Origin of the sequence: Phycicoccus sonneratiae (assembly GCF_016887965.1) — a bacterium.
Taxonomy (GTDB): Bacteria; Actinomycetota; Actinomycetes; order Actinomycetales; family Dermatophilaceae; genus Phycicoccus; species Phycicoccus sonneratiae.
The window spans coordinates 1-23,931 of record NZ_JAFDVD010000026.1 but is presented as its reverse complement, the minus strand read 5'-3'; the positions used below and the strand labels follow the sequence as shown (position 1 = coordinate 23,931).

Annotated in this window: 24 protein-coding genes; 10 read left to right on the top strand and 14 right to left on the bottom strand. The window is 74.9% G+C overall.

Features of this window, described 5'->3' with window-relative positions:
- Positions 1 to 12: 12 nt before the first annotated feature.
- Complete coding sequence (gene ctaC, locus JQN70_RS18695; protein ID WP_434063756.1) at positions 13 to 897, bottom strand: aa3-type cytochrome oxidase subunit II; 885 nt, start codon at positions 895 to 897, stop codon at positions 13 to 15.
- 93 nt (positions 898 to 990) lie between these two features.
- On the opposite strand from ctaC, the gene JQN70_RS18690 reads away from it, so the two are divergent.
- Positions 991 to 2,154 (top strand): aminotransferase class V-fold PLP-dependent enzyme, encoded by a 1,164-nt coding sequence (locus JQN70_RS18690; protein ID WP_307836084.1) that lies wholly within the window; start codon positions 991 to 993, stop codon positions 2,152 to 2,154.
- Positions 2,151 to 2,411: a sulfurtransferase TusA family protein gene (locus JQN70_RS18685; protein WP_204132897.1), complete on the top strand. Its 261-nt coding sequence runs from the start codon at positions 2,151 to 2,153 to the stop codon at positions 2,409 to 2,411. Before JQN70_RS18690 ends, JQN70_RS18685 begins: the two co-directional genes overlap by 4 nt.
- Here the strand turns inward: JQN70_RS18685 and aat are convergent.
- The 4 genes from aat to JQN70_RS18665 all read right to left on the bottom strand — a co-directional run bounded on the left by aat (position 2,354) and on the right by JQN70_RS18665 (position 5,838).
- The gene (aat, locus tag JQN70_RS18680; protein WP_204132896.1) at positions 2,354 to 3,073 is read right to left on the bottom strand and encodes a leucyl/phenylalanyl-tRNA--protein transferase; all 720 of its coding nucleotides are present in this window, start codon (positions 3,071 to 3,073) and stop codon (positions 2,354 to 2,356) included. The two genes, JQN70_RS18685 and aat, sit on opposite strands and share 58 nt — an antisense overlap.
- An 11-nt stretch (positions 3,074 to 3,084) precedes the next feature.
- Positions 3,085 to 4,068, bottom strand: coding sequence for a carbohydrate kinase family protein (locus JQN70_RS18675; RefSeq protein ID WP_204132895.1), 984 nt, complete (start codon positions 4,066 to 4,068; stop codon positions 3,085 to 3,087).
- A 77-nt stretch (positions 4,069 to 4,145) separates the two neighbouring features.
- Complete coding sequence (locus JQN70_RS18670) at positions 4,146 to 4,517, bottom strand: HesB/IscA family protein (protein WP_204132894.1); 372 nt, start codon at positions 4,515 to 4,517, stop codon at positions 4,146 to 4,148.
- Between the two features lie 154 nt (positions 4,518 to 4,671).
- Complete coding sequence (locus JQN70_RS18665; protein ID WP_204132893.1) at positions 4,672 to 5,838, bottom strand: glycerate kinase family protein; 1,167 nt, start codon at positions 5,836 to 5,838, stop codon at positions 4,672 to 4,674.
- A 306-nt stretch (positions 5,839 to 6,144) separates the two neighbouring features.
- Here JQN70_RS18665 and JQN70_RS18660 point away from each other — a divergent pair, with 306 nt between their 5' ends.
- The gene (locus JQN70_RS18660; protein ID WP_204132892.1) at positions 6,145 to 6,660 is read left to right on the top strand and encodes a DinB family protein; all 516 of its coding nucleotides are present in this window, start codon (positions 6,145 to 6,147) and stop codon (positions 6,658 to 6,660) included.
- A gap of 55 nt (positions 6,661 to 6,715) precedes the next feature.
- Positions 6,716 to 7,912 carry a quinolinate synthase NadA gene (gene nadA / locus JQN70_RS18655; protein WP_307836083.1) on the top strand — a complete coding sequence of 399 codons (1,197 nt, stop codon included), beginning with the start codon at positions 6,716 to 6,718 and terminating at the stop codon, positions 7,910 to 7,912.
- A 3-nt stretch (positions 7,913 to 7,915) separates the two neighbouring features.
- On the opposite strand, the gene JQN70_RS18650 is transcribed toward nadA, so the two are convergent.
- Together JQN70_RS18650 and JQN70_RS18645 are read right to left on the bottom strand one after the other, a co-directional pair.
- Positions 7,916 to 8,956: a glutathione S-transferase family protein gene (locus tag JQN70_RS18650; RefSeq protein WP_204132891.1), complete on the bottom strand. Its 1,041-nt coding sequence runs from the start codon at positions 8,954 to 8,956 to the stop codon at positions 7,916 to 7,918.
- A 14-nt stretch (positions 8,957 to 8,970) separates the two neighbouring features.
- The gene (locus JQN70_RS18645; RefSeq protein WP_204132950.1) at positions 8,971 to 10,272 is read right to left on the bottom strand and encodes a dipeptidase; all 1,302 of its coding nucleotides are present in this window, start codon (positions 10,270 to 10,272) and stop codon (positions 8,971 to 8,973) included.
- A gap of 149 nt (positions 10,273 to 10,421) precedes the next feature.
- Here JQN70_RS18645 and JQN70_RS18640 point away from each other — a divergent pair, with 149 nt between their 5' ends.
- Complete coding sequence (locus tag JQN70_RS18640; protein ID WP_204132890.1) at positions 10,422 to 11,003, top strand: DUF3043 domain-containing protein; 582 nt, start codon at positions 10,422 to 10,424, stop codon at positions 11,001 to 11,003.
- 19 nt (positions 11,004 to 11,022) lie between these two features.
- Here the strand turns inward: JQN70_RS18640 and JQN70_RS18635 are convergent, their stop codons facing one another.
- Positions 11,023 to 11,238, bottom strand: coding sequence for a hypothetical protein (locus JQN70_RS18635; RefSeq protein WP_204132889.1), 216 nt, complete (start codon positions 11,236 to 11,238; stop codon positions 11,023 to 11,025).
- A complete protein-coding gene (gene gcvT, locus JQN70_RS18630) occupies positions 11,235 to 12,338 on the bottom strand; it encodes a glycine cleavage system aminomethyltransferase GcvT (protein WP_204132888.1) in 1,104 nt (367 codons plus the stop codon). Before gcvT ends, JQN70_RS18635 begins: the two co-directional genes overlap by 4 nt.
- A 57-nt stretch (positions 12,339 to 12,395) precedes the next feature.
- Between gcvT and JQN70_RS18625 the strand changes: the two genes are divergently transcribed.
- The gene (locus JQN70_RS18625; RefSeq protein ID WP_204132887.1) at positions 12,396 to 13,925 is read left to right on the top strand and encodes a leucyl aminopeptidase; all 1,530 of its coding nucleotides are present in this window, start codon (positions 12,396 to 12,398) and stop codon (positions 13,923 to 13,925) included.
- 61 nt (positions 13,926 to 13,986) lie between these two features.
- Here JQN70_RS18625 and JQN70_RS18620 read toward each other — a convergent pair whose 3' ends face one another.
- Together JQN70_RS18620 and JQN70_RS18615 are read right to left on the bottom strand one after the other, a co-directional pair.
- Complete coding sequence (locus JQN70_RS18620; RefSeq protein WP_204132886.1) at positions 13,987 to 14,178, bottom strand: DUF5302 domain-containing protein; 192 nt, start codon at positions 14,176 to 14,178, stop codon at positions 13,987 to 13,989.
- Between the two features lie 77 nt (positions 14,179 to 14,255).
- Positions 14,256 to 14,582: a hypothetical protein gene (locus JQN70_RS18615; protein WP_204132885.1), complete on the bottom strand. Its 327-nt coding sequence runs from the start codon at positions 14,580 to 14,582 to the stop codon at positions 14,256 to 14,258.
- A gap of 160 nt (positions 14,583 to 14,742) precedes the next feature.
- Here JQN70_RS18615 and lpdA point away from each other — a divergent pair, with 160 nt between their 5' ends.
- Genes lpdA through JQN70_RS18600 form a run of 3 tightly spaced genes read left to right on the top strand, consistent with a single transcriptional unit; the run spans position 14,743 to position 19,009 of the window.
- Complete coding sequence (lpdA, locus tag JQN70_RS18610; RefSeq protein WP_204132884.1) at positions 14,743 to 16,125, top strand: dihydrolipoyl dehydrogenase; 1,383 nt, start codon at positions 14,743 to 14,745, stop codon at positions 16,123 to 16,125.
- Positions 16,126 to 16,164: 39 nt separating this feature from the next.
- Positions 16,165 to 18,105 carry a 2-oxoglutarate dehydrogenase, E2 component, dihydrolipoamide succinyltransferase gene (gene sucB / locus JQN70_RS18605; protein WP_204132883.1) on the top strand — a complete coding sequence of 647 codons (1,941 nt, stop codon included), beginning with the start codon at positions 16,165 to 16,167 and terminating at the stop codon, positions 18,103 to 18,105.
- A 13-nt stretch (positions 18,106 to 18,118) separates the two neighbouring features.
- Positions 18,119 to 19,009 (top strand): TIGR01777 family oxidoreductase, encoded by an 891-nt coding sequence (locus JQN70_RS18600; RefSeq protein ID WP_307836081.1) that lies wholly within the window; start codon positions 18,119 to 18,121, stop codon positions 19,007 to 19,009.
- Positions 19,010 to 19,041: 32 nt separating this feature from the next.
- On the opposite strand, the gene JQN70_RS18595 is transcribed toward JQN70_RS18600, so the two are convergent.
- Complete coding sequence (locus JQN70_RS18595; protein ID WP_204132882.1) at positions 19,042 to 20,538, bottom strand: serine/threonine-protein kinase; 1,497 nt, start codon at positions 20,536 to 20,538, stop codon at positions 19,042 to 19,044.
- Positions 20,539 to 20,607: 69 nt separating this feature from the next.
- On the opposite strand from JQN70_RS18595, the gene JQN70_RS18590 reads away from it, so the two are divergent.
- Entirely contained in the window at positions 20,608 to 21,342 is a 735-nt protein-coding gene (locus JQN70_RS18590) for a Type 1 glutamine amidotransferase-like domain-containing protein (RefSeq protein WP_204132881.1), read from the top strand.
- 12 nt (positions 21,343 to 21,354) lie between these two features.
- Here JQN70_RS18590 and JQN70_RS18585 read toward each other — a convergent pair whose 3' ends face one another.
- Positions 21,355 to 22,386: a Gfo/Idh/MocA family protein gene (locus tag JQN70_RS18585; RefSeq protein ID WP_204132880.1), complete on the bottom strand. Its 1,032-nt coding sequence runs from the start codon at positions 22,384 to 22,386 to the stop codon at positions 21,355 to 21,357.
- A partial coding sequence (locus JQN70_RS18580) for an MMPL family transporter (protein ID WP_204132879.1) occupies positions 22,383 to 23,931 on the bottom strand: 1,549 nt, incomplete at its 5' end. The genes JQN70_RS18585 and JQN70_RS18580, both read right to left, overlap by 4 nt.

Sequence of the window (23,931 nt, the reverse complement as noted above, 5' to 3'; positions counted from 1 at the left end):
TGGCGGCGCTCATCAGTTCCCTCCACCGGTCGGGGCGTCCTGGCCCTCCATCAGCTGCTCACGGTTGAGCGTGTTGTTGAGCAGGCCGGTCTGGTCGGCGGCCCGCAGGTCGGCCATGTGGGCGTCGTACTCCTCGCGGGAGACGACCTTGACGTTGAACAGCATCTGGGAGTGGTAGGCACCGCAGAGCTCGGCGCACTTGCCCTTGAACTGGCCCTCCTGGGTGGGCACGACCTGGAAGCGGTTGACCCGCCCCGGGATCATGTCCATCTTCTGGAGGAACGCCGGCACCCAGAACGAGTGGATGACGTCGCGGGCGGTGAGGACGAACTCGACCCGCTCGCCGACGGGGAGGTAGAGGGTCGGGATGGTCTCCTCGGCCCCCGGCTTCCCGGTGAGGATCGCCTGCGTGCCGACCTCGTGGGTGTCGTCCTCGACGTAGTTGAAGTCCCAGCTCCACTGCTTGCCGACGACGTTGACGGTGAGGTCGGGCTTCTTCGAGGTGTCGACGAGGTAGGCCTCGTCACGCGCCGTGTAGTAGAAGAGCACGACGACCATGAGCATCGGGACGACGGTGTAGAGGATCTCGATCGGGATGTTGTAGCGCAGCTGCACGGGCAGCTCGGTGTCGTCGTGCGCGCGGCGGTAGGCGGCGATGCACCAGACGATGAGGCCGATGACGAGCAGGCCGACCGCGATGGCCGCGATCCAGGCGCCGATCCAGAGCGAGGTGACGCGCTCGCCACCCTCGGTGACGGCGTGCGGGAGCCATCCGGTGGTGTGGTCGCCACGGAGGTCGCCGCTGGCGCACCCACCGAGCGCGAGGGTCCCCACCGCGCCGAGGAGCACCAGGGTGCCGAGCCGGCGGCGGGGTGTGGAGAGGTCCTGCTGACGCACCGCTGCAACCCTTCGGGTCGGGGGACTGACGATCGGTGCAAACCCTACTGCACGGGTACCTTCCGGGGCATGCAGGGGGGCTACCGTGCAGCCGTGGCGCACACCACCGTCGAACCTTCTCCGACCCCTCCGCCCGAGGGTGTCCTCGACGCCTCCCGGGGGCCCCTGCACCCGCTCGCCGCACGCACCCTCGAGGCCGCCGTCGGGGCGGTCTGGGGCGACCCCGCCGCCCGCCACGCCCCCGGCCGCGCCGCCCGTGCGCACCTCGACACGGCCCGCGCCGTCCTCGCCGGGGCGCTCGGCGTCGCCCCCGCCGAGCTGTCCCTCCACCCCAGCGCCGAGGACGCCCTCGACGTCGGCCTGCGCGGTCTGCTGCACGCCCGGCGGCGGGTCGGTGAGCGGGTCGTGCTCTCGGCCGTCGAGCGCTCGGTCCTGCTCCTCGGGGCACGCGACGCCGAGCCGGTGCCGGTCGACGCCTCCGGCCGGGTCGACGAGGACGCCTTCGCCGCGGCGCTCGGCGAGCCCGGGGTGGCCGCGGCCGTCCTCCAGAGCGCGAACGGCGAGGTCGGGACACGCCAGCCGCTGGCGACCCTCGACGCGGCCGCCCGGGCCGCCGGGGTCCCGCTCCTCCTCGACGCCACGGCCTCGCTGGGCCGCGACCCCCTGCCCGCGGCGGGGTCGGTCGTGGTCGCCGACGCCGCGTCGTTCGGCGGCCCGCCGCTCGGGCTGCTGGCGGTGCGCGCGGGGACCCGCTGGTCGCTCCCGGGCCCGCGCCGCGAGGCCGAGCAGGGGCGGGCCCTCGCCGCGCCGTGGGTGCCGCTCGCCCTCGCCGCCGCCGAGGCCTGGCGCCAGGGCGAGGCCGCCGCGTCGACCGACGCCGAGGAGGCCCGGGCCCTGGTGCAGCACGTCCGGGCCGCCGCGGCCACGGTGCCGGACGTCGAGGTCGTCGGCGACCCGGACGACCGCCTCCCCCACGTCGTCACGCTCAGCGCGCTGCTCGCCGACGGCGAGGCGCTCGTCGACGAGCTGGCCCGGCACGGCCTCGCCGTGACGTCGGGGTCGGCGTGCACCGCGAGCGTCCTGCGGCCCAGCCACGTCCTCGCCGCGATGGGCGTCCTCACCCACGGCAACCTCCGGGTCGTCCTGCCGCTCGCCGCGGTCTCCCCCGGCCGGGCGGACGACGTCGAGCGGTTCTGCGCGCTGCTGCCCGACGTCGTGCGGACCGTCCGGCGCCGGATGGGGACCGAGGACCTGTGAGCGCTCCCCCGCTCGTCGACGCCCGTGGCACCCGGTGCCCCGTGCCGGTGGTGCGGGTCGCGCGGGCGGCCCGGGACCTCGCACCCGGCGCCGTCGTCGTGCTGCTCGCCGACGACGTCGCGGCCCGTTCCGACGTGCCGGCCTGGGCCCGGATGCGCGGGCACGCGGTCGACGTCGAGGACGAGGACGGCTGGACGCGCTACACCGTGCGCGTCGGCGGGAGGTCGGCGGCGAGGTCGGCGGCGAGGTCGACCTGAGGCGCCTCGAGCGCTCGCGCGAGCCCCTCGAGGTACTGCGCCCGCGGCCACTCCTGGGCACCCATCCGGCGCAGGTGGTCGGTCGCCCACTGGACGTCGACGAGCCGTCGCGGGTCGCCGTCGGCGTGCGCCCGCCGGACGAGCTCGACGAGCGCGACCTTCGAGGCGTCGCGCGCCCGGTGGAACATCGACTCCCCCGCGAAGAGCCCCCCGACCGACACCCCGTAGAGGCCGCCGACGAGCTCGCCGTCCTGACGCACCTCGACGCTGTGCGCCCAGCCCAGCTCGTGGAGGCGGGTGTAGGCGTCGACGAACTCCGGGGTGATCCAGCGGCCCTCGCGCGAGGGGTCGGCGCAGGCCTCGACGACCTCGCGGAACGCGGTGTCGACGCTCACCTCGAAGCGGCCGAGCACCTTGCGCAGCGACGGGCGCACCCGCAGCGCGCCGACCGGCACGACCCCCCGCGGGTCCGGCGACCACCAGCCGACCGTGCCGTGGCCGTCGCGCCCCAGGCCCATCGGGAAGAGCCCGAGCCGGTAGGCGGCGAGCAGGGTGCCCGGCTCGAGGTCGGCGCCGGCGGCGACGAGGTCGTCACCGGGGGTGGCGCGGGCCGCGTCGAGCTGCCACGGGGTCTCCGGCGGCTCGACGGGCGGGAAGGGCACGACCCCTCGCGTCAGTCGCGGACCGTGCGGACGAAGGGGGCGATCTCGGCGGCCGCGTCGGCGCCGTAGGCGCTCGTGACCCGCTCGAGGAAGCTCGTCCGGCCGACCTGGTACTCCTGCGTGCCGACCGTCTCGAGGACGTGGGCGGCGAGGACCGACCCGATCTGGGCGCACCGCTCGTGGCTGAGCCCGCCGGCGAGGCCGACGAGGAACCCGGCCCGGAAGGCGTCGCCGACGCCCGTGGGGTCGACCCGCTCGACGTCGCCGGCGACCGGCACGTGCACGGGCTCCTGCCCCTTGGTGCGGATCTCGGCGCCGTCCTTGCCGAGGGTGATGACCCGCGTCGTCACGCGGTCGTCGATCTCCTCCTGGCTCCAGCCGGTCTTGGTCGACGTCAGGTGCGACTCGTACTCGTTGGTGATGAGGTAGTCGGCGCCGTCGACGAGCTTGCGGATGAACGGGCCGTCGGCGAAGGCCAGCTGCTGGGAGGGGTCGGCGATGAACGGGATGCCCCGGGACCGGCACTCCTCGGTGTGGCGGAGCATCGCCTGGGGGTCGTCGGCGCCGATGAGCACGAGGTCGAGGTCCCACTTCTCGTGGATCGGACCGAGCTCGATCATCCGGGCCTCGGACATCGCCCCCGCGTAGAAGGTGGCGATCTGGGCCATGTCGTCGTCGGTGGTGCAGACGAAGCGGGCCGTGTGCTGGGTGTCGGAGACGTGGACGTGGTCGGTGACGACGCCGTGGCGGGTCAGCCAGCTGCGGTAGTCGCCGAAGTCCTCCCCCGCCGCGCCGATGAGCAGCGGCCGGGCGCCGAGGACGGCCATCCCGAAGCAGATGTTGCCGGCGACCCCGCCCCGCCGGATCTCGAGGCGGTCGGCGAGGAAGCTGACCGAGATCTTGTCGAGCTGCTCGACGACGAGGGAGTCGGCGAACCTCCCGCGGAAGGTCATGAGGTGGTCGGTGGCGATGGACCCGGCGACGGCGATCTGCACCCGAGCAACCTACCCGTACCCGGGGACGCGGACGGGCCCGGACCCCACCGCGGGGGTCCAGGCCCGTCCGGGCTGCGTCAGCTGAAGCTGTCGCCGCAGGCGCAGGAGCTGCCCGCGTTGGGGTTGTCGATGGTGAAGCCCTGCTTCTCGATGGTGTCGGAGAAGTCGATGGTGGCGCCCTCGAGGTACGGGGCGCTCATCCGGTCGACGACGACCTCGACACCGTCGAAGTCGCGGACGAGGTCGCCGTCGAGGGTGCGCTCGTCGAAGTAGAGCTGGTAGATCAGGCCCGAGCAGCCGCCCGGCTGGACGCCGACGCGCAGGCGGAGGTCGTCGCGACCCTCCTGCGAGAGCAGCGACGCGACCTTGGACGCGGCGACGTCGGTGAGGACCACGCCGTGCGCGGCGACCTCGGGGGTGGCCTCGGTGGTCTGGAGCTGGTCGCTCATGGAGGTGTCTCCTCGTGCGGTCGTGGAGGGGCCGGTGGCCCGGTCACGGGGTGCAACCCGTGGGGGGCCCCGGGTGTTCCCGGACCCGTTCAGGATACGTCGCCGGGGTGACGTCCCGGGTCGGCGCCCCGTGCAAGGGCTCGGCGGGGTCCGGTCAGCGGCCGGGCGACCAGGTGCGGGCCACCCGCGCGGTGCGGGTCCGCAGCGTGCCGACGGGGTCGGCGAGCATCCCCTCGACCTCGGACGGGTGGTCGGCGACGGCGTAGCAGCCGGCCAGGCCGGTGGTCATCGTCTCGCGGCGCCCGACGAGGACCTCGCCCGCCACGCAGACGACCGGCCGGGCCGCCGCCGTCCCGGCCTCGGCGACCCCGGAGACGACCGACCCGCGCAGCGAGGTCCAGTCGAGCCGGTCGGTGGCGGTGACGACGAGGTCGCTGCCGGCCGCGGCGACCTCGAAGCCGGTGACGTGCAGCGCCTCGGCCACCGCGCCGGTGCAGCGCGCGCCGAGGGCGAGGAGAGCCAGGCCCAGCCCACCCGCGGCGCCGGCGCCGGGCTCGCGGTCGAGGCGGCGTGGGGCGCCGGTGAGCAGGTCGATCGGCGGGCGCGGGAGGGCGCGGACCAGGAGGTCGGTGAAACGGCCGAGGGCCCCCTCGAGCGCCTGGGCGTGCTCGGGCGCCGCGCCCTTGCGCGGGGACTCGACGGCACTGGTGCCGGCCAGCCCGAGCAGCGGGGTGGTGTCGTCCGTGGCGAGGACGAGCTCGACGCCGGCGAACCGGTCGAGGACCTCGGCCAGGTCGGCGAGGGCGTCCTCCGGGACGTCCCCGAGGGCCAGCCCGCCGCGGGCCAGCGCCGTCGCCGGTCCCGCGCCGAGGGCCGCGAGCATCCCGGCGCCGGCGTCGTTCGTCGCGCCTCCCCCGACCCCGACGACGATGCGCGTCGCGCCCTCGGCGAGGGCGGTGGCGAGCAGCTGGCCGACCCCCCAGGTGCTCGTGACGCGCGGGTCGCGCTCGTCGGCCGCGAGGAGGTGCAGCCCGGTGGCCTGGGCGGCCTCGACCCACGCCGTGCGGCGCTCACCCTCGTCGTGCAGGAGGACCGCGGCGGGCACCTCGCGGCCGAGAGGGTCGCTGACGGTCGTCGCGACGGTCGTCCCGCCGACGGCGCGTTCGATGACGTCGAGGAAGCCCGGGCCGCCGTCCGAGAGGGGCAGCTGGCGGACCTCGTCGTGGGGGGCGCCCTCGGCCCAGCCCTCGGCCATCGCGGCCGCCACCTGGGTGGCCGCCAGCGTGGTGCCGAAGGTGTCCGGGGCGAGGAGCACGCGCACGCTGCGAGGGTAGCGGGATGGGGTCGTACGGGTCCTGCCCGCCGGGGCCGCGCGGCTGTGGCGGCGGGCCGCGACCCCCGGAGGGCGCGGGACCGGCCCGGGGTGGCTGGAGGCCCGGCCCGGGGTGTGTCTGCGGGTCTTCTCGGGTGAGTCAGCATGCGAAGCAACCGAGAGTCCCCGCACCCCCACCCCCGCACGGTCGGCCGGCCACGCGAGACAGGCCGTCAGCCACGACGTCGTGTCGGTGCCCGGCGCTAGCGTCGGCCGTACCGGTCGGCGGCGGCCGGCCCGACGAGAGGGATGCCCATGTCCGAGCCCACCGGTACCGACCTCGACCCCGAGCGCACCTCCCTCCTCGAGGCGCTCGCCCAGCAGCGGTACTTCCTCCTCCACACCGTCGAGGGACTCACCGACGACCAGGCCCGGCTCACGCCGACGGTCAGCGAGCTCTGCCTCGGCGGGCTCGTCAAGCACGTCGCCCTCACCGAGCGCGGCTGGACCGACTTCGTCGAGAGCGGCGCGATGGCCGGTGGAGAGGACGCCGACTACGCGGCCCGCGAGCGCGAGTTCCGCCTCCTCGAGGACGAGACGCTCGAGGAGGTCCTCGCCCTCTACCGCGAGGTCGCCGCGCACACCGACGAGCTGGTCCGCACGACCGACCTGTCGGCCGACCACGAGCTGCCCCCGGCGCCGTGGTTCCGGCCGGGCGAGCGGCGCAGTGCCCGGCGGGTCTTCGCCCACATCCTCGCCGAGACCGCCCACCACACCGGCCACGCCGACATCCTCCGCGAGAGCATCGACGGCCAGAAGTCGATGGGCTGAGCCGCGATCCGGTCAGGGGCCGGTGCCACGCCGGGGTGCGCCTACGATCGGGGCCGTGACGACCACCACCGGCGCGCCCCGCAACGCCCCCCTCCCCCTGCTCGTCCTAGGGCAGGGCCGCGACCTCGCCAGCGAGCGCGGCGTCGAGTGCCCGGGCGACCTGCCCGCGCCCTCCGACCCCGGACTCGTCGACCGGGCGCGGGCCGCCAAGGCCGCCCTGGGCGACCGCCTCTTCGTCCTCGGCCACCACTACCAGCGCGACGAGGTCATCGAGTTCGCCGACGTCACCGGCGACTCCTTCAAGCTCGCGAAGGAGGCCGCGGCGCGCCCCGACGCCGAGTACGTCGTCTTCTGCGGCGTGCATTTCATGGCCGAGTCCGCCGACATCCTCACGGCCGACACCCAGACCGTCGTCCTGCCCGACCTCGCGGCCGGCTGCTCGATGGCCGACATGGCCGCGATCGACCAGGTCGAGGAGTGCTGGGACGAGCTCGTCGAGGCCGGCGTCGCCGACGCCACGGTGCCGGTCACGTACATGAACTCCTCGGCCGCCATCAAGGCCTTCACCGGGCGCCACGGTGGCACCATCTGCACCTCCTCCAACGCGAAGACGGCGCTGACCTGGGCGCTGGAGCAGGCCGGCGAGGGCGGCAAGATCCTCTTCCTGCCCGACCAGCACCTCGGCCGCAACACCTACGCCCGCGACCTCGGCCGCCCGCTCGAGGACTGCGTGGTCTGGGACCCGCACCGCCCGATGGGTGGCCTCACCCCCGACCAGCTGCGCGACGCGACGATGGTCCTCTGGCGCGGCCACTGCTCGGTGCACGGGCGGTTCTCCGTGGAGGCCGTCGAGGCCGCCCGCCGCGAGGTCCCCGACGTCCGGGTCATCGTCCACCCTGAGTGCCGCCACGAGGTCGTCGAGCTCGCCGACGAGGTCGGCTCCACCGAGAAGATCATCAAGACGATCGCGGCGGCCCCGGCCGGCACCGCGTGGGCGGTCGGCACCGAGCTCAACCTCGTGCGGCGGCTCGCGGCCGAGTTCCCCGAGCAGCGGATCGTCTTCCTCGAGAAGAACGTCTGCTACTGCTCGACGATGAACCGCATCGACCTCCCCCACCTCGTCTGGGCGCTGGAGTCGCTCGTCGAGGGACGGGTCGTCAACGCCATCCGGGTCGACCCCGACGTCGCGCACCACGCCCGGGTCGCCCTCGACCGGATGCTCGCCCTGCCCGGCGAGACCAGCAAGGACTGAGGGTCAGACCCGGACGAGACCGTCCGGGCCGACGTGCGGGTTGTGCGCGGTCGGCACCCGCTCGCCCTCCGGGGGCGGCCCGGGCGGCGTGCCGTCGCCGAACGGCCGCCCGCCGAGGTCCTCGCGCCCGTGCGGCTCGGCCCATCCCGACAGGTCCGGCCCCGCGGGGACGACGCCGGTCGGGTTGATGTCGCGGTGGACCTCGTAGTAGTGGCTCTTGACGTGGACGAAGTCCGTCGTGTCGCCGAACCCCGGCGTCTGGAAGAGGTCACGCGCGTACGCCCACAGCACCGGCATCTCGGTGAGCTTCTGCCGGTTGCACTTGAAGTGCCCGTGGTAGACGGCGTCGAAGCGGGCGAGGGTCGTGAACAGCCGGACGTCGGCCTCGGTGATGCTCTCCCCCATGAGGTAGCGCCGGTCGGCGAGTCGCTCCTCGAGCCGGTCCAGCGCCACCCACAGCCGCTCGTAGGCCGCGTCGTACGCCTCCTGGGTGCCGGCGAACCCGCACCGGTAGACCCCGTTGTTGACCTCGGTGTAGACGAAGCGCATCAGCTCGTCCATCTCCTCGCGCAGGGCCTCCGGGTAGAGGTCGGGCGCGCCGTCGCGGTGGTGCTCGCGCCACTGCGTCGACAGGTCGAGGGTCAGCTGGGCGAAGCCGTTGGTCACGACCTCGCCCGTCGGCACGTCGACGACGCAGGGCACGGTGATGCCGCGCGGGTAGCCCGGGAACCGCTTCTCGTAGGCGTCCTTGATCCGGGGGATGCCGAGCACGGGGTCGACGCCACCGGGGTCGAGGTCGAAGGTCCAGCTGTCGGAGTCGTGGGTCGGCCCGCAGATGCCCATCGAGAGCACGTCCTCGAGCCCGAGCAGACGCCGGACGATGATCGCCCGGTTGGCCCACGGACAGGCCCGGGCCACGACGAGCCGGTAGCGCCCGGCCTCGACCGGCCACTCGTGCTCGCCGTCACCGGCGACGGTGATCCGGTCCTCGATGTAGTTCGTGTCGCGCTCGAACGACGCCTCGACGTAGGTTCCCTGGGCCATGGTCCGATCCTGCCTCAGCGGGGCAGCGCGCCGAGCCGGGCGAGCAGGACGGCCTCGGCCACGCAGACGCGCTCGAACTCGCCGAGGTGCAGCGACTCGTTGGCGCCGTGCGCCCGGGCGTCGGGGTCCTCGACCCCGGTGACGAGGATGGCCGCCTCGGGGAACTGCTCGGCGAAGGCCGCGACGAAGGGGATGGACCCGCCGACCCCGATGTCGACCGGCGGCACGCCCCAGGCGTCGGCGAAGGCGGCCCGGGCCTGGTCGTACACCGGACCCTGCGCGTCGGCGGCGAAGCCGAGCCCGCGGTCGTCGAGGTGCACCTCGACCTGCGCGCCCCACGGCGCGTGGGCCTCGAGGTGGGCCTTGAGCAGCGCGTAGGCCTCCATGTCGTCCTCGTCCGGCGCGAGACGCATCGAGATCTTCGCCGACGCGCTCGGGACGAGGGTGTTCGAGGACTCGGCGACCGACGGCGCGTCGATGCCGATCGTCGTGATCGACGGCCGGGTCCAGATGCGCGACAGCAGCGACCCCGACCCGATCGTGGACACCCCGTCGAGCAGGCCGGACTCCTCGCGCAGCCGCGACTCCGGGTAGTCGAGGTCGGCGGCGACGCCCGAGCGCAGCCCCTCAACGGCGACGTCGCCGGCGTCGTCGTGCATCGTCGCCAGCAGGCGCACGAGGGCGGTGATGGCGTCGGGCACCGCGCCACCGAACATCCCCGAGTGGATGCCGTGGTCGAGGGTGCGGACGGTGACGACGACGCGGATCATCCCGCGCAGCGTCGTCGTCAGGGCCGGCTCACCGACCGCCCAGTTCGTCGAGTCGGCGAGGACGATGGCGTCGGCCCGCAGCTTCTCGCCGTGCCGCTCGAGGATGGTCGCGAGCGAGTCGGAGCCGACCTCCTCCTCGCCCTCCACGAAGAGGGTGACCCCGACGGGCAGGTCGTCGCCGTGGGCGCGCAGGGCGGCGACGTGGGCCATGATCCCGGCCTTGTCGTCGGCGGCGCCCCGACCGTAGAGCCGGCCGTCGCGCTCGGTCGGCTCGAACGGCGGGCTGTCCCAGAGCGCGTCGTCGCCGGGCGGCTGCACGTCGTGGTGCGCGTAGAGCATCACGGTGCGCGACCCGGGCGGGCCGTCGCGGTGGCCGATGACCGCCGGGCGCCCGCCCTCGCGGACGATCTCGACGTCGAGGCCCTCGGCGCGCAGCAGGGCCGCGGTGGCCTCGGCGCTCGCCTCGACGTGCGCCTGGTCGAAGGCGTCGAGCGACACCGAGGGGATGCGGGTCAGCGCCTCGAGGTCGGCCCGCACCTGCGGCATGAGCTCGTGGATGCGGTCGCGCAGGGCGCCGGTCTGGTCGTCGGAGAGCACGTCGGTCACGCCTCCGGACCCTACCGACCGCGAAGCGCCGGCAGCGGCGGGGCTCCGGCCGCGACGGGCCACCGCCGGCGAGCACCTACAGTTGGAGGGTGTTCGGACGCAGCAAGACCACCAACGACCAGCTCGCCGACGAGGCGCTGACCCCGGCGCGCGAGGGGGCGAAGAACCGCCCCACGCCCAAGCGCCGCGACCAGCAGGCCGCCCGTCGCCAGCCGCTCGTCGTCGCCGACCGCAAGGAGGCCAAGCAAATCGAGCGGCAGAAGCGCCGCGAGCAGCTGGCCCGCACGCGCAAGGCCCTCGAGACCGGCGACGAGGCCGGCCTGCCCCCGCGCGACAAGGGTCCGGTCCGCCGCTACATCCGCGACTACGTCGACGCCCGGCGCAACCTCGGCGAGTTCCTCCTGCCGATCATGCTCATCGTCCTCGCGCTCTCGCTCGTGCGGCAGCAGACGATCTTCACGATCAGCGTGGCCCTCACCTGGGCCTCGGTGCTCGCCGTCGTCGTCGACAGCGTCCTCATGTGGCGTGGCCTCAAGAAGCGGATCGTCGCGAAGTTCGGGGCCGACGCCCTCCCCCGCGGCGCCGTCGCCTACGCCGTGATGCGGGTCTTCCAGCTGCGCCGGCAGCGGATGCCCAAGCCGCAGGTCGCCCGCGGCCAGTACCCCTCCTGAGCCGGCCCGCCGGCTCGCCTCAGGGCGCCGCCTCGAGGCTCATCGGCCCGTAGACCACGGTGCCGTCGCGATACAGGGTCACCGACGCGACCCCGGCGTCGGCGAGCTCGTGCCACACCTCGCCGAACCAGCTCTCCGCGTCGGACTGGGTCGGGAAGGCCGTCGTCGTCGTCGGCTCCCCGGCGACCTCCGCGCCGCCGGCGTCGGCGAAGGTCCAGGTCCACTGCTCGCTCACGACGACCGCACCCCCGCCTCGACGAACGGCGGCTTGGTGACGGTGGCCGGGACGTCGCGCCCGCGGACGTCGACGACGACCTCGTCACCGAGGGTGACCGACCGGTCGAGCAGGGCCAGGGCGATGCCCTGCTTGCGGGTCGGCGAGAAGGTGCCCGAGGTGACCTCGCCGACGACCGCCCCGGAGGCGTCGCGCACCGCGCAGTGCGAGCGCGGGATGCCGCGCCCGGTGACGACGAGGCCGCGCATCAGCGGCGACTCCTTCGCCGCGCGCTGCGCCGTGAGCGTCTCCTTGCCCCAGAAGCCCTCCTTGTCCCAGCCGACCGCCCAGGCCGCTCCGGCCATGACGGGCGTGATGTCGAGGGACAGGTCGTTGCCGTGCAGTGGGTAGCCCATCTCGGTGCGCAGCGTGTCGCGGGCCCCGAGCCCGGCGGGCAGGCCCCCCTCCTCGGCGACCGCCGCGGCGAGGGCGTCCCAGACCGAGCCGGTGACGTCCCACGCGGGCACGATCTCGTAGCCGCGCTCACCCGTGTACCCGGTGCGGCAGACGATGACCGGCAGGCCGTCCCACTCGGTCTCGACGAAGCTCATGTAGTCGTGGTCGACCGGCAGGCCGAGGCGGGTGAGCACCTCGTCCGAGCGCGGGCCCTGCACGGCGAGGACCCCGTACGAGTCGTGGAGGTCCTCGACGACGACGCCCTCGGGCGCGGCGGCCGCGAGCAGCTCGACGACCCGGGCGGTGTTGGCCGCGTTGGGGATGAGGAAGACGTCCTCGTCGCCGCGCAGGTACTGGATGAGGTCGTCGACGACGCCCCCGGACTCGGTGCAGCACATCGTGTACTGGGCCTGGCCCGGACCGATGCGGCGCAGGTCGTTGGTGAGGCAGGCGTTGACGAAGTCGGCGGCGCCGGGGCCGGAGACCCGGGCCTTGCCGAGGTGCGAGACGTCGAAGAGGCCGACCCGCTCGCGGACGGCCGTGTGCTCGGCGACGACCCCGCCGCCCGGGTACTCGATCGGCATCGACCACCCCCCGAAGTCGGCCATCTTGGCGCCCAGCGCCACGTGCCGGTCGTGGATCGGCGAGTGCTTGAGGTCGGTCATGGTGGGCACGTTACCGCGCCCCCGGGAGGCCCCCGGCGCCCCGGATAGTCTGCCGGCATGACATCACTGACCGTGACGACCAAGACCTCCGCAGACCTGCCCGTCGACGCCCTCGTCGTCGGCTCGGTGCGCACCCCGGACGGTGCCGACCTCGCCACCGGGCACGGGCTGCCCCGCAAGGCGGTCGTGCACCTCCAGGCCGTGCTCGCCGACCTCGAGGCCACGGGACGCGCGGACGAGGTGCACCGCGTCGTCGCCGTCCCCGGGGTCAAGGCCACCTCGGTCGTCGTCACCGGCCTCGGCGACGGCGACGCCCGCCGCACCGCCTTCGACCACACCGTCCTGCGCGAGGCCGCGGCCGCGGCGCTGCGCGCGGTCCGCACGAAGAAGAGCGTGGCCGTGGCCCTGCCGACCCCCGACGTCGAGAGCGTCTCCGCCGTCGCCGACGGCGCGTGGTCGGGCACGTACGTCTACGACAAGGCCGCCCCGCTGGCCGGCCGCCGGGGCCGCGGCGCCGCGACCAAGCCCGCCGCCGGCCCGAAGGTCACCGTCGTCTCGGGCGCCGGGCAGCCGCGCGCGGTCAAGGAGGCCGTCGCCCGCGCCGCCACCGTGGGCGCCGCCCGCGACTGGGCGCGCGACCTCGTCAACACCCCGCCGAACCTGCTCTTCCCCCAGTCCTTCGTCGAGGCGGTCCGCAAGCGGGTCGCCGACTCCCCCGCCAAGGTCACCGTGTCCGTGCTCGACGAGAAGGCGCTGCTCAAGGGCGGCTTCGGCGGCATCACCGGCGTCGGCCAGGGCTCGGTCAACCCGCCGCGCATCGTCACGATGTCGTACTCCCCGTCCGGCGCCAAGGGCTCGGTCGCCCTCGTCGGCAAGGGCATCACCTTCGACTCCGGCGGCCTCAACCTCAAGCCGAGCAGCGGCATGGTGACGATGAAGTCCGACATGGCCGGCGCCGCCGCCGTCGCCGCGGCCGTCGTGGCCGCCGCCGAGCTCGGGGGCCCGGTCGCCGTCACCGGCTACCTCTGCCTCGCCGAGAACATGCCCGGCGGCACCGCCCAGCGCCCCAGCGACGTCGTCGTCATGCGTGACGGCACGAGCGTCGAGATCCTCGACACCGATGCCGAGGGGCGGATGGTGCTCGGCGACGGGATCTGCCTCGCGAGCGAGAAGAAGCCCGACTGGATCGTCGACATCGCCACCCTCACCGGCGCCCAGATGATCGCCCTCGGCGACGACATCGCCGGGGTCATGGGCAACGACGACGACTTCCGGGCGAGCGTGGTCGCGGCGGCCGACGCGGCCGGCGAGGGCGCCTGGCCGATGCCCCTCCCCGTCGCGCTGCGGGCCAAGCTCGAGACGCCCACCGCCGACATCGCCCACAAGGGCGACCGCGCCGGCGGCATGCTCACCGCCGGTCTCTTCCTCCAGGAGTTCGTCGGCGAGGGCATCCCGTGGGCCCACGTCGACATCGCCGGCCCGTCGTTCAACGAGAAGGGCCCCAAGGGCCGGACGCCCAAGGGCGGCACCGGTTTCGGGGTCTCCACCCTCGTCACGCTCGTCGAGGGGCACCGCCCGCGCCGCTGACCGCGCAGACGACGGCGGGCACCCCGGGTGGGGTGCCCGCCGTCGTCGCGTGCGGGGTCGCTCAGCCGCTCTTGCGGCGGAACATCTGCTGGCGGGCGCTCGTCTCGGGCCCGTGCGCGTGGTCGACCTTGCCGTGCTCGGCCTGGTCGGAGACGTCGGTGCCGCCGTGAGCCTGCTTCTTCTCCAGCGCGGCCTTGAACCGGGCCTTGACGTCGTCGGGCACGGCGGCGCGGGGTCGGTCCTTGGAGCTCATGGGTGCGGTCCTTCCGTCGGCGGGGATCGTGCCCCCACGCTCGCACGCGCGGCGGCCGGCGGCCACCGCTTTGTCGGTCAGGTGCGTCCGTCGCGGCGCTGGCGGGTGGTCCAGGCGCGCATCCGGGCCGGGTACCCGGTGAGGTTGACGTCGTAGACCGGGACGTCGAGCCCGCGCGCGACGTCGAAGGCCTGGGGACGGGACGGCAGGGCCCGGCGGGTCCACTCGCCGTCGTGCGCGATGAGGACGACGGTCGTGGCCGTGACGTTGGTGGCCGGCTCGACGTAGGCCTCGACCCCCCGGCGGCTGCGCGCGAACTCGGCCAGGTGCGTGCGCGCGCTCGCGAGGTCGCTGCCGTCGTGCGGCGTCGCCTTCCGGCCACGGCCACGTCTCCACCACGCCATGCGCACACGATAAGGGCTCGCCCTGCGGACCTCCGGCGTCCGCCGCGCGACGCGACCTCGTGCCGGGTCCTCGGGAGTGACAGGATGCGGGGCAGCGTCGGCGCCCACCACCCGCGGTGCGCCGCGCACGACCCGCCACCGCGAGAGGGAGCAGCACCGGATGCCGGCCACCGCCGAAGCCACCCACGACGTCGTCGTCCTCGGAGGAGGGAGCGGGGGCTACGCGTGTGCGCTGCGCGCCGCCGAGCTCGGCCTCTCCGTCGTCCTCGTCGAGAAGGACCTCCTCGGAGGGACCTGCCTGCACCGCGGCTGCATCCCGACCAAGGCGCTGCTGCACGCCGCCGAGGTCGCCGACGCGGCGCGCGAGGCGGGCCGCTTCGGCGTGCGCGCCAGCCTCGAGGGCATCGACATGCCCGGCGTCCGCTCCTACCGCGAGGGCGTCGTCGCGCGGCTGCACAAGGGTCTCCAGGGGCTCGTCAAGGCGCGCAAGGTCGAGTACGTCGAGGGCGAGGGCCGGCTCGACGGCCCCGGCACCGTCGTCGTCGGCGACCGCCGGCTCGTCGGGCGCCACGTCGTCCTCGCCACCGGCTCGTACGCCCGGACGCTGCCCGGCCTCGAGGTCGGCGGTCGGGTCATGACCAGCGACCAGGCGCTCGGCCTCGACGAGGTGCCGAGCCGCGTCGTCGTGCTCGGCGGCGGGGTCATCGGCGTCGAGTTCGCCTCCGTCCTGCGCTCGTTCGGCTCCGAGGTCACCGTCGTCGAGGCGCTGCCGCGGCTCGTGGCGGCCGAGGACCCGGCGTCGTCCACGGCGCTCGAGCGGGCCTTCCGCAAGCGCGGGATCACGGTGCGCACGGGCGCCCGGTTCGCCGCGGCGCAGGACGGTCCCGACGCCGTCACCGTGCGCCTCGAGGACGGCACCGAGCTCGAGGCCGACCTCCTGCTCGTCGCCGTCGGCCGCGGGCCGGTCACCGACGGGCTCGGCTACGAGGAGGCCGGCGTCCGGCTCGAGCGCGGGTTCGTCGTGCCCGACGGCCCGTGCCGCACCGGCGTCGAGAACCTCTGGGCCGTCGGCGACATCGTCCCCGGGCTCCAGCTCGCCCACCGCGGCTTCGCCCAGGGCATCTACGTCGCAGAGTGCATCGCCGGGCTCGACCCCGCGCCGGTCGACGAGGCGACCATCCCCCGCGTCACGTACTGCGACCCCGAGGTCGCCTCCGTCGGCCTCACCGAGGACCAGGCCCGCGAGGTGCACGGGGACGCGGTCGAGGCCTACGAGTACAACCTCGGTGGCAACGGCAAGAGCCAGATCCTCGGCACGCAGGGCTTCGTCAAGCTCGTCCGCGTCGTCGACGGCCCGGTCGTCGGCGTCCACATGGTCGGCTCGCGGATGGGAGAGCAGGTCGGCGAGGCCCAGCTGATCGTCGGCTGGGAGGCGCACCCCGACGACGTCTCGCCGTTCGTCCACGCCCACCCGACCCAGAACGAAGCGCTCGGCGAGGCCCACCTGGCGCTCGCCGGCAAGCCGCTCCACGCACACAACTAGAGTGATGACCGCCACCGCCCACGAAGGAGAGCACCACTGATGTCCGAACGTGTACAGATGCCCGCACTCGGCGAGTCCGTCACCGAGGGGACCGTGACGCGGTGGCTCAAGAGTGTCGGCGACGAGGTCGCGGTCGACGAGCCGCTCCTCGAGGTCTCCACGGACAAGGTCGACACCGAGATCCCGTCCCCCGTCGCCGGGGTGCTCCAGGAGATCCTCGTCGAGGAGGACGACACCGTCCCCGTCGGCGCCGACCTCGCCGTCATCGGTGACGGCGCGGCCCCCGAGGGCGGCTCCGGTGGCGGCGAGTCCGCCCCGGCCGAGTCGTCCGGCGACGAGGGCCCGGCCGACGAGGTGCAGGACCCCGCGGACGCCGGCGCCGTCGCCGAGGCCGGTGACGAGGGCGGTCAGGAGCCCGCCGAGCCGCAGGCCGACGAGTCGTCGAGCGCCTCCGCGTCTGACGAGAACGCTTCGGGCAGTGGCGAGTCCGGTGGCTCGGACGACTCCGACTCCGGTGGCTCGGGCGGCTCCGGCGAGGGCACGACCGTGCAGATGCCGGCGCTCGGCGAGTCCGTCACCGAGGGCACGGTCACCCGCTGGCTGAAGTCCGAGGGCGACGAGGTCGCGGTCGACGAGCCCCTCCTCGAGGTCTCCACCGACAAGGTCGACACCGAGATCCCGTCCCCCGTCGCGGGCACGCTGAGCAAGATCCTCGTCCAGGAGGACGAGACCGTGCCGGTCGGCGCCGACCTCGCGGTCGTCGGCGGGTCCGGCGGCGGCAGCGCACCGGCCGCCCCGGCCGAGGAGAAGCAGCCCGAGCCCGAGCCGGAGCAGCCGGCCGCCGAGGAGAAGGCCCCCGAGCCCGAGCCCGAGCCGGAGCAGCCCGCCGCCGAGGAGAAGGCGCCCGAGCCGGCCCCCGCGCAGGAGGCTGCCCCACAGCAGGTCCCCGACGCCGCCGCCGCGCAGGCCGACGACGCCCCGGCGCCCTCGTCGTCCACCGCCCCCTCGTCCTCGGCCGGCGGGTCCGACGACGCCAGCGCCTACGTCACGCCGCTCGTGCGCAAGCTCGCGGCCGACCACGGCATCGACCTCGCCACGCTCACCGGCAGCGGCATCGGCGGGCGCATCCGCAAGCAGGACGTCCTCGCCGCCGCGGAGGCGCAGAAGGCCCCCGAGCCCGAGCCGCAGGCCGCGGCCGCCGCTCCCTCGGCCCCGCAGGCGTCGGCCCCGGCCGCCACCACGAAGGCCCCGGTCGACACCAGCCTGCGCGGCACGACCCAGCCGATGTCGCGGCTGCGCAAGACGATCGCCCGCCGGATGGTCGAGTCGCTCCAGGTCTCGGCGCAGCTGACGACGGTCGTCGAGGTCGACGTCACCCGCATCGCGCGGCTGCGCGACCGGGCGAAGAACGACTTCGCGCAGCGCGAGGGCACCAAGCTGAGCTTCCTGCCCTTCTTCGCGCTCGCCGCGGTCGAGGCCCTCAAGGCCCACCCGACCGTCAACGCGAGCATCGAGGACGACGCGGTCACCTACCACGGCACCGAGAACCTCGGGATGGCGGTCGACACCGAGAAGGGGCTCATCGTCCCGGTCCTCAAGAACGCCGGCGACCTCAACATCGCGGGCCTGGCCCGCGGCATCGCCGACCTCGCGGACCGCACGCGGAGCAACAAGATCATGCCGGACGACCTCGCCGGCGGGACCTTCACCATCACGAACACCGGCTCGCGCGGGGCGCTCTTCGACACGCCGATCATCAACCAGCCGCAGGTCGGGATCCTCGGCACCGGGGCGGTCGTCAAGCGCCCCGTCGTCGTGACGGCCGAGGACGGCGGCGAGACGATCGCCATCCGCTCGATGGTCTACCTCGCCCTGTCCTACGACCACCGCATCGTCGACGGCGCCGACGCCGCGCGGTTCCTCACGACGATGAAGCAGCGCCTCGAGGAAGGGGCGTTCGAGGCCGACCTCGGCCTCTGACGGCCCCCGCACCGTGGCCCGCATCGCCGTCACCGGCTCGTCCGGCCTCATCGGCACCGCTCTCGTCGCCGCGCTCCGGGAGCGCGGCGACGAGGTGCTGCGCCTCGTCCGCCGGGCACCGTCGGCGGCCGACGAGGTGCGGTGGGACCCGGCGTCCCGGCACCTCGACCCGGCCGTGCTCGACGGGGTCGACGGTGTCGTCAACCTCGCGGGCGCCGGGGTCGGCGACAAGCGGTGGACGCCCTCGTACAAGCGCGAGATCCTCGCGTCGCGTACCGACGCGACGACGGCGGTGGCGCTGGCCGTGGCCGCCGCCGACCACCCCGTGCGGCTCGTCTCGGGGTCGGCGGTCGGCTTCTACGGCGACCGGGGCGACGAAGAGCTCACCGAGGCCAGTCCGGCGGGGACCGGTTTCCTCGCCGACGTCGTGCACGCGTGGGAGGCCGCGGCCCGGCCCGCGGTCGACGCCGGGGCGTCGGTGGCCTTCGTGCGCACCGGCATCGTCATGGCCCGTGACGGGGGTGCGATGGCCCCGCTGCTGCGCCTGGCCCGGCTCGGCCTCGGTGGGCCGCTCGGCCGGGGTCGCCAGTTCTGGCCGTGGATCACCCTCCCCGACGAGGTCGGCGCGCTGCTGCACCTCCTCGACCATCCTGAGGTCACCGGTCCGGTGAACCTCGCGGCCCCGGCGCCGGCGCGGCAGAAGGACGTCGCGGCCGCCGTCGGCCGGGCCCTCGGCCGCCCGGCCCTGCTGCCGGCCCCCTCCCCCGCACTGCGCCTCGTCGTCGGCGAGTTCGCCGGCGAGATCCTCGGGAGCCAGCGCATCGTCGGGCACGTCCTGCACGACAGCGGCTACCCGTTCGTGCACGCCGACCTCGACGCCGCGGCCCGCTGGGTCGTCGGCTGACCCGACCCTGCCGGCGGTCCCGCCCGGGCCCCTCACCCCGGACGGATCCCCGAGACCCGCCACCCGTCGGGCGTGCGCCGGAGGTCGACGAGCACCGGTTCGCCCGCCGACGCCGTGCGGGTCCGGGGCGCACCGCTCCCCTCGACGCGATAGGCGCCGGTGCCGATGCGGGCCCGCAGGACGGCGGAGTCCCTGCCGGCCGTGACCGCCCGGACCCCCGAGACGTCGTACGCGAGGCCGGCGTACCGGAGCCCGCCGGCCGCGAGGCGGCCGACGGCCGCGCGGTCGAACGCCGCCAGCGGACCGTCGGCGACCTCGGCCCCGGCGAGGTGACGGACGTCGCCCTCGCGGAAGGCCCGGGCCCGGGCGTCGGCGAGCACCTCGAGCAGCTCCGCGGCCCGCTCGGCCGGCGCCTGCGGGTCGGCCCGTGGGTCGGCGACCTGGTGGGCGGGCTCGTCCACCGGAGGGCTCGCGGACGACGGGGCGGGCCGCGGTGCCGCACGGGCCGGCTCGTCGCGCAGCGCGGAGGACCCGAGGACCGCGAGCAGCACGACGAGCGCCGTCGCCAGCAGACCAGCGGCCACCGGCCGCCACTGCGCGAGCCGGGCTCGTCTCCGCGGACGGGCTGCCGGCGGACGGTGCCGGCCCCCGGCCGGGCGGTCGCCGGCCACGGGCGCGGAGGGCGGCCGGCCGGCCGCGGCGCGCAGCCGGTAGGTGACCGCGCTGACGTCGTCGTCGCCCGCGACGAGGTGGAGCGGTTCGGGCTCGGCCGCCCCGAAGAGCAGCCAGGCGAGCTCGTCGGCGTCGGGCCGCTCGTCGGCCAGCGGGTGCACGGCCGCCTCGATCGCGGCGACGAGCGCCTCGGACCCCGTCCCGGCGCGGCACACCGACGCGAGGCCCGGCCGCAGCCCGGGGGCACCGGGCACCTCCCCCGCGAGGCAGAGCCACCCGAGCGCCCCGAGCGCGTAGACGTCGGAGGCCGCCGAGGGCTCGGCGCCCATGAGCACCTCGGGGGCGAGGTGCCCCGGGGTGCCCCACACGGCAGTCGGCGCCTCGCCGAGCACCCGGCCCACCCCGAGGTCGGCGAGCACCGGGCGCCCGTCGAGGTCGAGCAGGACGTTGCCCGGGGAGACGTCGCCGTGGACGACCCCTGCCGCGTGCAGCCGCCCGAGTGCGCCGGCGAGCGGCGCGAGCACCGTGACCACCTCGCCCGGGCCGAGGTGGCCTCGGGCCCGCACGAGCGCGGCGAGGCTGCCCCCGCGCATCAGCGGCATGACGAGCGCGACGCGGCCGTCGGGCAGCGCGGTGCACGCCTCGACCCCCAGCACGTGCTCGGAGGCGACCCGGCAGGCCACGGACGCCTCGCGCACGGCCGCCTCGGCGGCATCGGCGTCGCCCCCGGCGACCTTGACGGCGACCGGACGCGACCCCGCGAGGAGCACCCCCTCCCACACCTCACCCGACGAGCCCCGCCCGAGGAGCGCCCCCAGCTCGACACCGGGGACCTGCGGCGGGCTCGTCGTCTCCATCACCCCACCCTGCCCGCGACCGCGGAGGCCGCCGCGAGGTTTTCCACAGCCCCTCGTAGGGTGGCGGACGTGACGACCGACCAGCCGACGATCCTCGCCACGTCCGGCGGCTACCGCCCCGGCCACCGCACCTGGCTCGAGTTCGACGCCCTCGTCCATCACGCAGTCGATCTGTCCGGCGTGCACGGGCGGCGACCCCGGGTCACGGTCGTGGGCACCGCCTCCGGTGACCCCGAGGCGTACTCGTTCCGTGCCCTCGAGGCGGGGCGCGTCGCGGGCTTCGACGCGAGCGTCCTCTCGCTCTTCCCGATGCCGAACCTCGAGGACCCCGCCGCGCACCTCCTCGAGCAGGACGTCGTCTGGGTGAACGGCGGCTCGGTGGCCAACCTCCTCGCCGTCTGGGACGCCCACGACCTGCGTCCCGCGATGCGCGCCGCCTGGGAGGCCGGCGTCGTCCTCGCCGGCGTCTCCGCCGGGTCCATCTGCTGGTACCTCGGCGGCACGACCGACTCCTTCGGCCCGGAGCTGCGGGCGGTGACCAACGGGCTCGGGTTGCTCCCGTACGGCAACGGGGTGCACTACGACTCGGAGGCGCGGCGGCGCCCGCTCGTGCACCGACTGGTCGCCGACGGCACGCTGCCGGAGACGCACTGCACGGACGACGGCGTCGGCCTCGTCTACCGGGGAACGGCGCTCGTCGAAGCCGTCTCCGAGCGGGACGGCGCCGCCGCCCACGTCGTCACGCGCGACGGTGACGGCGCCCGCGAGGAGCGGCTCGAACCCCGTCGGCTCACCTCTCCCTGAGGCCGATCCGGCTCAGCGCGCCGGGGTGACGACCGTGACGACGCGCCCCTGCGCGGCCGAGGCCCGCGCGGCGTCGACCACCGCGAGGGTGTGGACCGCGTCCCACGGGTCGACGGGCATCGCGGCCTGCGGGTCCGGCGCACGCAGGGCGGCGGCCACCGCGCGGTAGAGGTCGGCCTGCGACGAGACCGCCCGGGCGACCGGTTCGCGCTCGGTCCCGCGGTACAGCCAGCCTGACTGTGCCGCACCGGCATCCGCCTGCGCGCTCCAGACGTGCTCCTCCCCCTCGAAGTCGGCGAGCACGTACGCGCCCGTCGTCCCGAGGAGGCGGACCCGTGGTCCGGGCGCCGCGGCCACCGAGCTCGCCGCCAGGTGCGACACCACACCCCCGTCGTGGGTGCAGACGAGGAAGGCGTCGTCCTCGGCCGTCGTCGTCCGGGCCGCCACGGTCGCGAACACCGTCCCCACCGGACCGAACAGCTGCACCGCGGCGTCGACGAGGTGGGTGTGCAGGTCGAGGAGCAGCCCTCCGCCCTCGGTGGCCGGCAGGGTCTCGCGCCAGCGCTCCTTCGGCACCGGGCGCCATCTCTCCCAGCGCATCTCGTAGCGGAACGGCTCGCCGACCAGGCCCTCGGCGACGACCCGAGCCACCGTCGCCTGCTCGGCGTCGTACCGGCGGTTCTGGAAGACGGTCAGCGGGACGCCGGCCGCCGCCGCGTACCGCACCACCTCCGCGGCCGACGGGGCGTCGAGGGCCAGCGGCTTGTCGACGACGCACGGCAGCCCGGCGTCGACGACCTGCCGCACCTGGCCGGCGTGGCCGCCGCTCGGCGTGGCGAGCACGACGAGGTCGAGCCCGTCGACCATCAGGAGCTCACCGAGCCCGTCGACCACCTCCACCCCGGGCAGGTCGGACCGCGCTGCGGCGGAACGCTGCTCGTCACGGGTCGACACCGCCACGACGTCGAGGCCGGCCTCGAGCAGCCGCGGGGTGTGGATGTCGCGGCCGGCGAACCCGTACCCGGCGAGGCCGACACGCGTCACGCAGGGCGCCCCCCGTCGGCCGGCTCCTCGGCGGGAGGGTGGACCCCCGCCGCGTGGTGACCCGGACCGGACCGCCCGCCGTCGGCGACGAGCCGCGAGGGCCACCACACCCGGGGGCCGATGTCGTGGGCGAGCGCCGGCACGAGGAGGGAGCGGACGACGAAGGTGTCGAGCAGCACACCGAACCCGACGATGAAGGCGATCTGCACGAGGAACTGGATGGGGAGCACCGAGAGCGCCGAGAAGGTCGCCGCGAGGACGATGCCCGCGCTCGTGATGACTCCACCGGTGACCGCGAGCCCGACGAGCACGCCCGGTCTCGTGCCGCGGACGAGCGCCTCCTCGCGCACGCGCGTCATGAGGAAGATCGAGTAGTCGATGCCGAGCGCGACGAGGAACACGAAGCCGTACAACGGGATCGACGGGTCGCCGCCGGTGAAGCCGAGGACGTGGTCGAAGACCAGGGCCGAGATGCCGATCGTCGCGGCGAACGACACGACGTTGCCGACGACGAGCACGAGGGGCGCGAGGAGCGAGCGCAGCAGCAGCGCGAGCACGACGAAGATCACCGCGAGGATGGTCGGCACGATGACCTTGAGGTCGCGGCTGCTGGCGTCGAGGACGTCGAGGTTCGTCGCGGCGTTGCCGCCCACGAGGGCGTCGGGGCTCACCTCGTCCAGCGCCTCGCGCAGCCGGCGCACGGTGTCCTCCGCGCCCTCGCTGTCGGCGGCGTCCTTCGTCGTGGCCTGGACGAGCACCTGCCCGTCGACAACCTTCGGCGGCTGCGCCGGCTGCCCCTGCTGCGGCGGGGTCAGCCCGAGGTAGGCCGACTCGATGCCGCGGTCCTCCTCGACGACGGCCAGCGCCTGCTCGGCCTGCGCCTCGGGCACGACGAGCTGGAGCGGCTGCGCTGCACCACCCGGGAAGTGCCTCCCGAGCACCTCCTGGGCCGTGATCGAGTCGACGTCGGTGAGGAAGGTCTCCTCGATGGTCGCGCCGCTCGCCTTGAACGACGGCACGAACGCGGCGGCCGCGAGCAGGGCCACGAGCGTGAGCACCCACGTACGGCGCGGGTGCGTGCCGACCGTCCGCGCGACCCGGCCCCACAGCCCGCGCCGGGACTCAACGACGTCCTCGGCGTGCTCGTGGTCGACCTTGGGGGCGAACGGCCAGAAGATCGTGCGCCCGAAGAGCAGGAGCACGGCGGGCAGGAAGGTGACCGAGGCCAGCAGTGCACCGGCGATGCCGAGGGCACCGACCGGCCCGAGCCCGGAGGTGCTGCGCAGCTCGGCGAGCAGGAGGCAGAGCAGGCCGAGGATGACGGTGGCCGCCGAGGCCCCGACCGGCTCGATCGCCCCGCGCCAGGCCCGCTTGAGCGCCTCCCACGAGCTGTGCTCGTCGTGCAGTGCCTCCTTGAACCGACTGACTGTGAGGATCGACAGCGCAGCCTGATGGTGCTGGGCTGTGGTCGACCGCCTCGGGTGTGACCCTCCGACTGACTGGCTTCGTGCCTTGGCCGCGACTTGTCCGCTCGGGGTGGTCGGC

Bases quoted from the DNA above. Each gene is read 5' to 3' on its own strand.
- JQN70_RS18670 (WP_204132894.1), bottom strand. From the start codon at position 4,517: ATGAGCGACCAGCTCCAGACCACCGAGGCCACCCCCGAGGTCGCCGCG.
- JQN70_RS18660 (WP_204132892.1), top strand. From the start codon at position 6,145: ATGTCCGAGCCCACCGGTACCGACCTCGACCCCGAGCGCACCTCCCTC.
- JQN70_RS18650 (WP_204132891.1), bottom strand. From the start codon at position 8,956: ATGGCCCAGGGAACCTACGTCGAGGCGTCGTTCGAGCGCGACACGAAC.
- JQN70_RS18645 (WP_204132950.1), bottom strand. From the start codon at position 10,272: ATGCCGCAGGTGCGGGCCGACCTCGAGGCGCTGACCCGCATCCCCTCG.
- gcvT (WP_204132888.1), bottom strand. From the start codon at position 12,338: ATGACCGACCTCAAGCACTCGCCGATCCACGACCGGCACGTGGCGCTG.
- JQN70_RS18625 (WP_204132887.1), top strand. From the start codon at position 12,396: ATGACATCACTGACCGTGACGACCAAGACCTCCGCAGACCTGCCCGTC.
- JQN70_RS18620 (WP_204132886.1), bottom strand. From the start codon at position 14,178: ATGAGCTCCAAGGACCGACCCCGCGCCGCCGTGCCCGACGACGTCAAG.
- JQN70_RS18615 (WP_204132885.1), bottom strand. From the start codon at position 14,582: ATGGCGTGGTGGAGACGTGGCCGTGGCCGGAAGGCGACGCCGCACGAC.
- lpdA (WP_204132884.1), top strand. From the start codon at position 14,743: ATGCCGGCCACCGCCGAAGCCACCCACGACGTCGTCGTCCTCGGAGGA.
- sucB (WP_204132883.1), top strand. From the start codon at position 16,165: ATGTCCGAACGTGTACAGATGCCCGCACTCGGCGAGTCCGTCACCGAG.
- JQN70_RS18595 (WP_204132882.1), bottom strand. From the start codon at position 20,538: ATGGAGACGACGAGCCCGCCGCAGGTCCCCGGTGTCGAGCTGGGGGCG.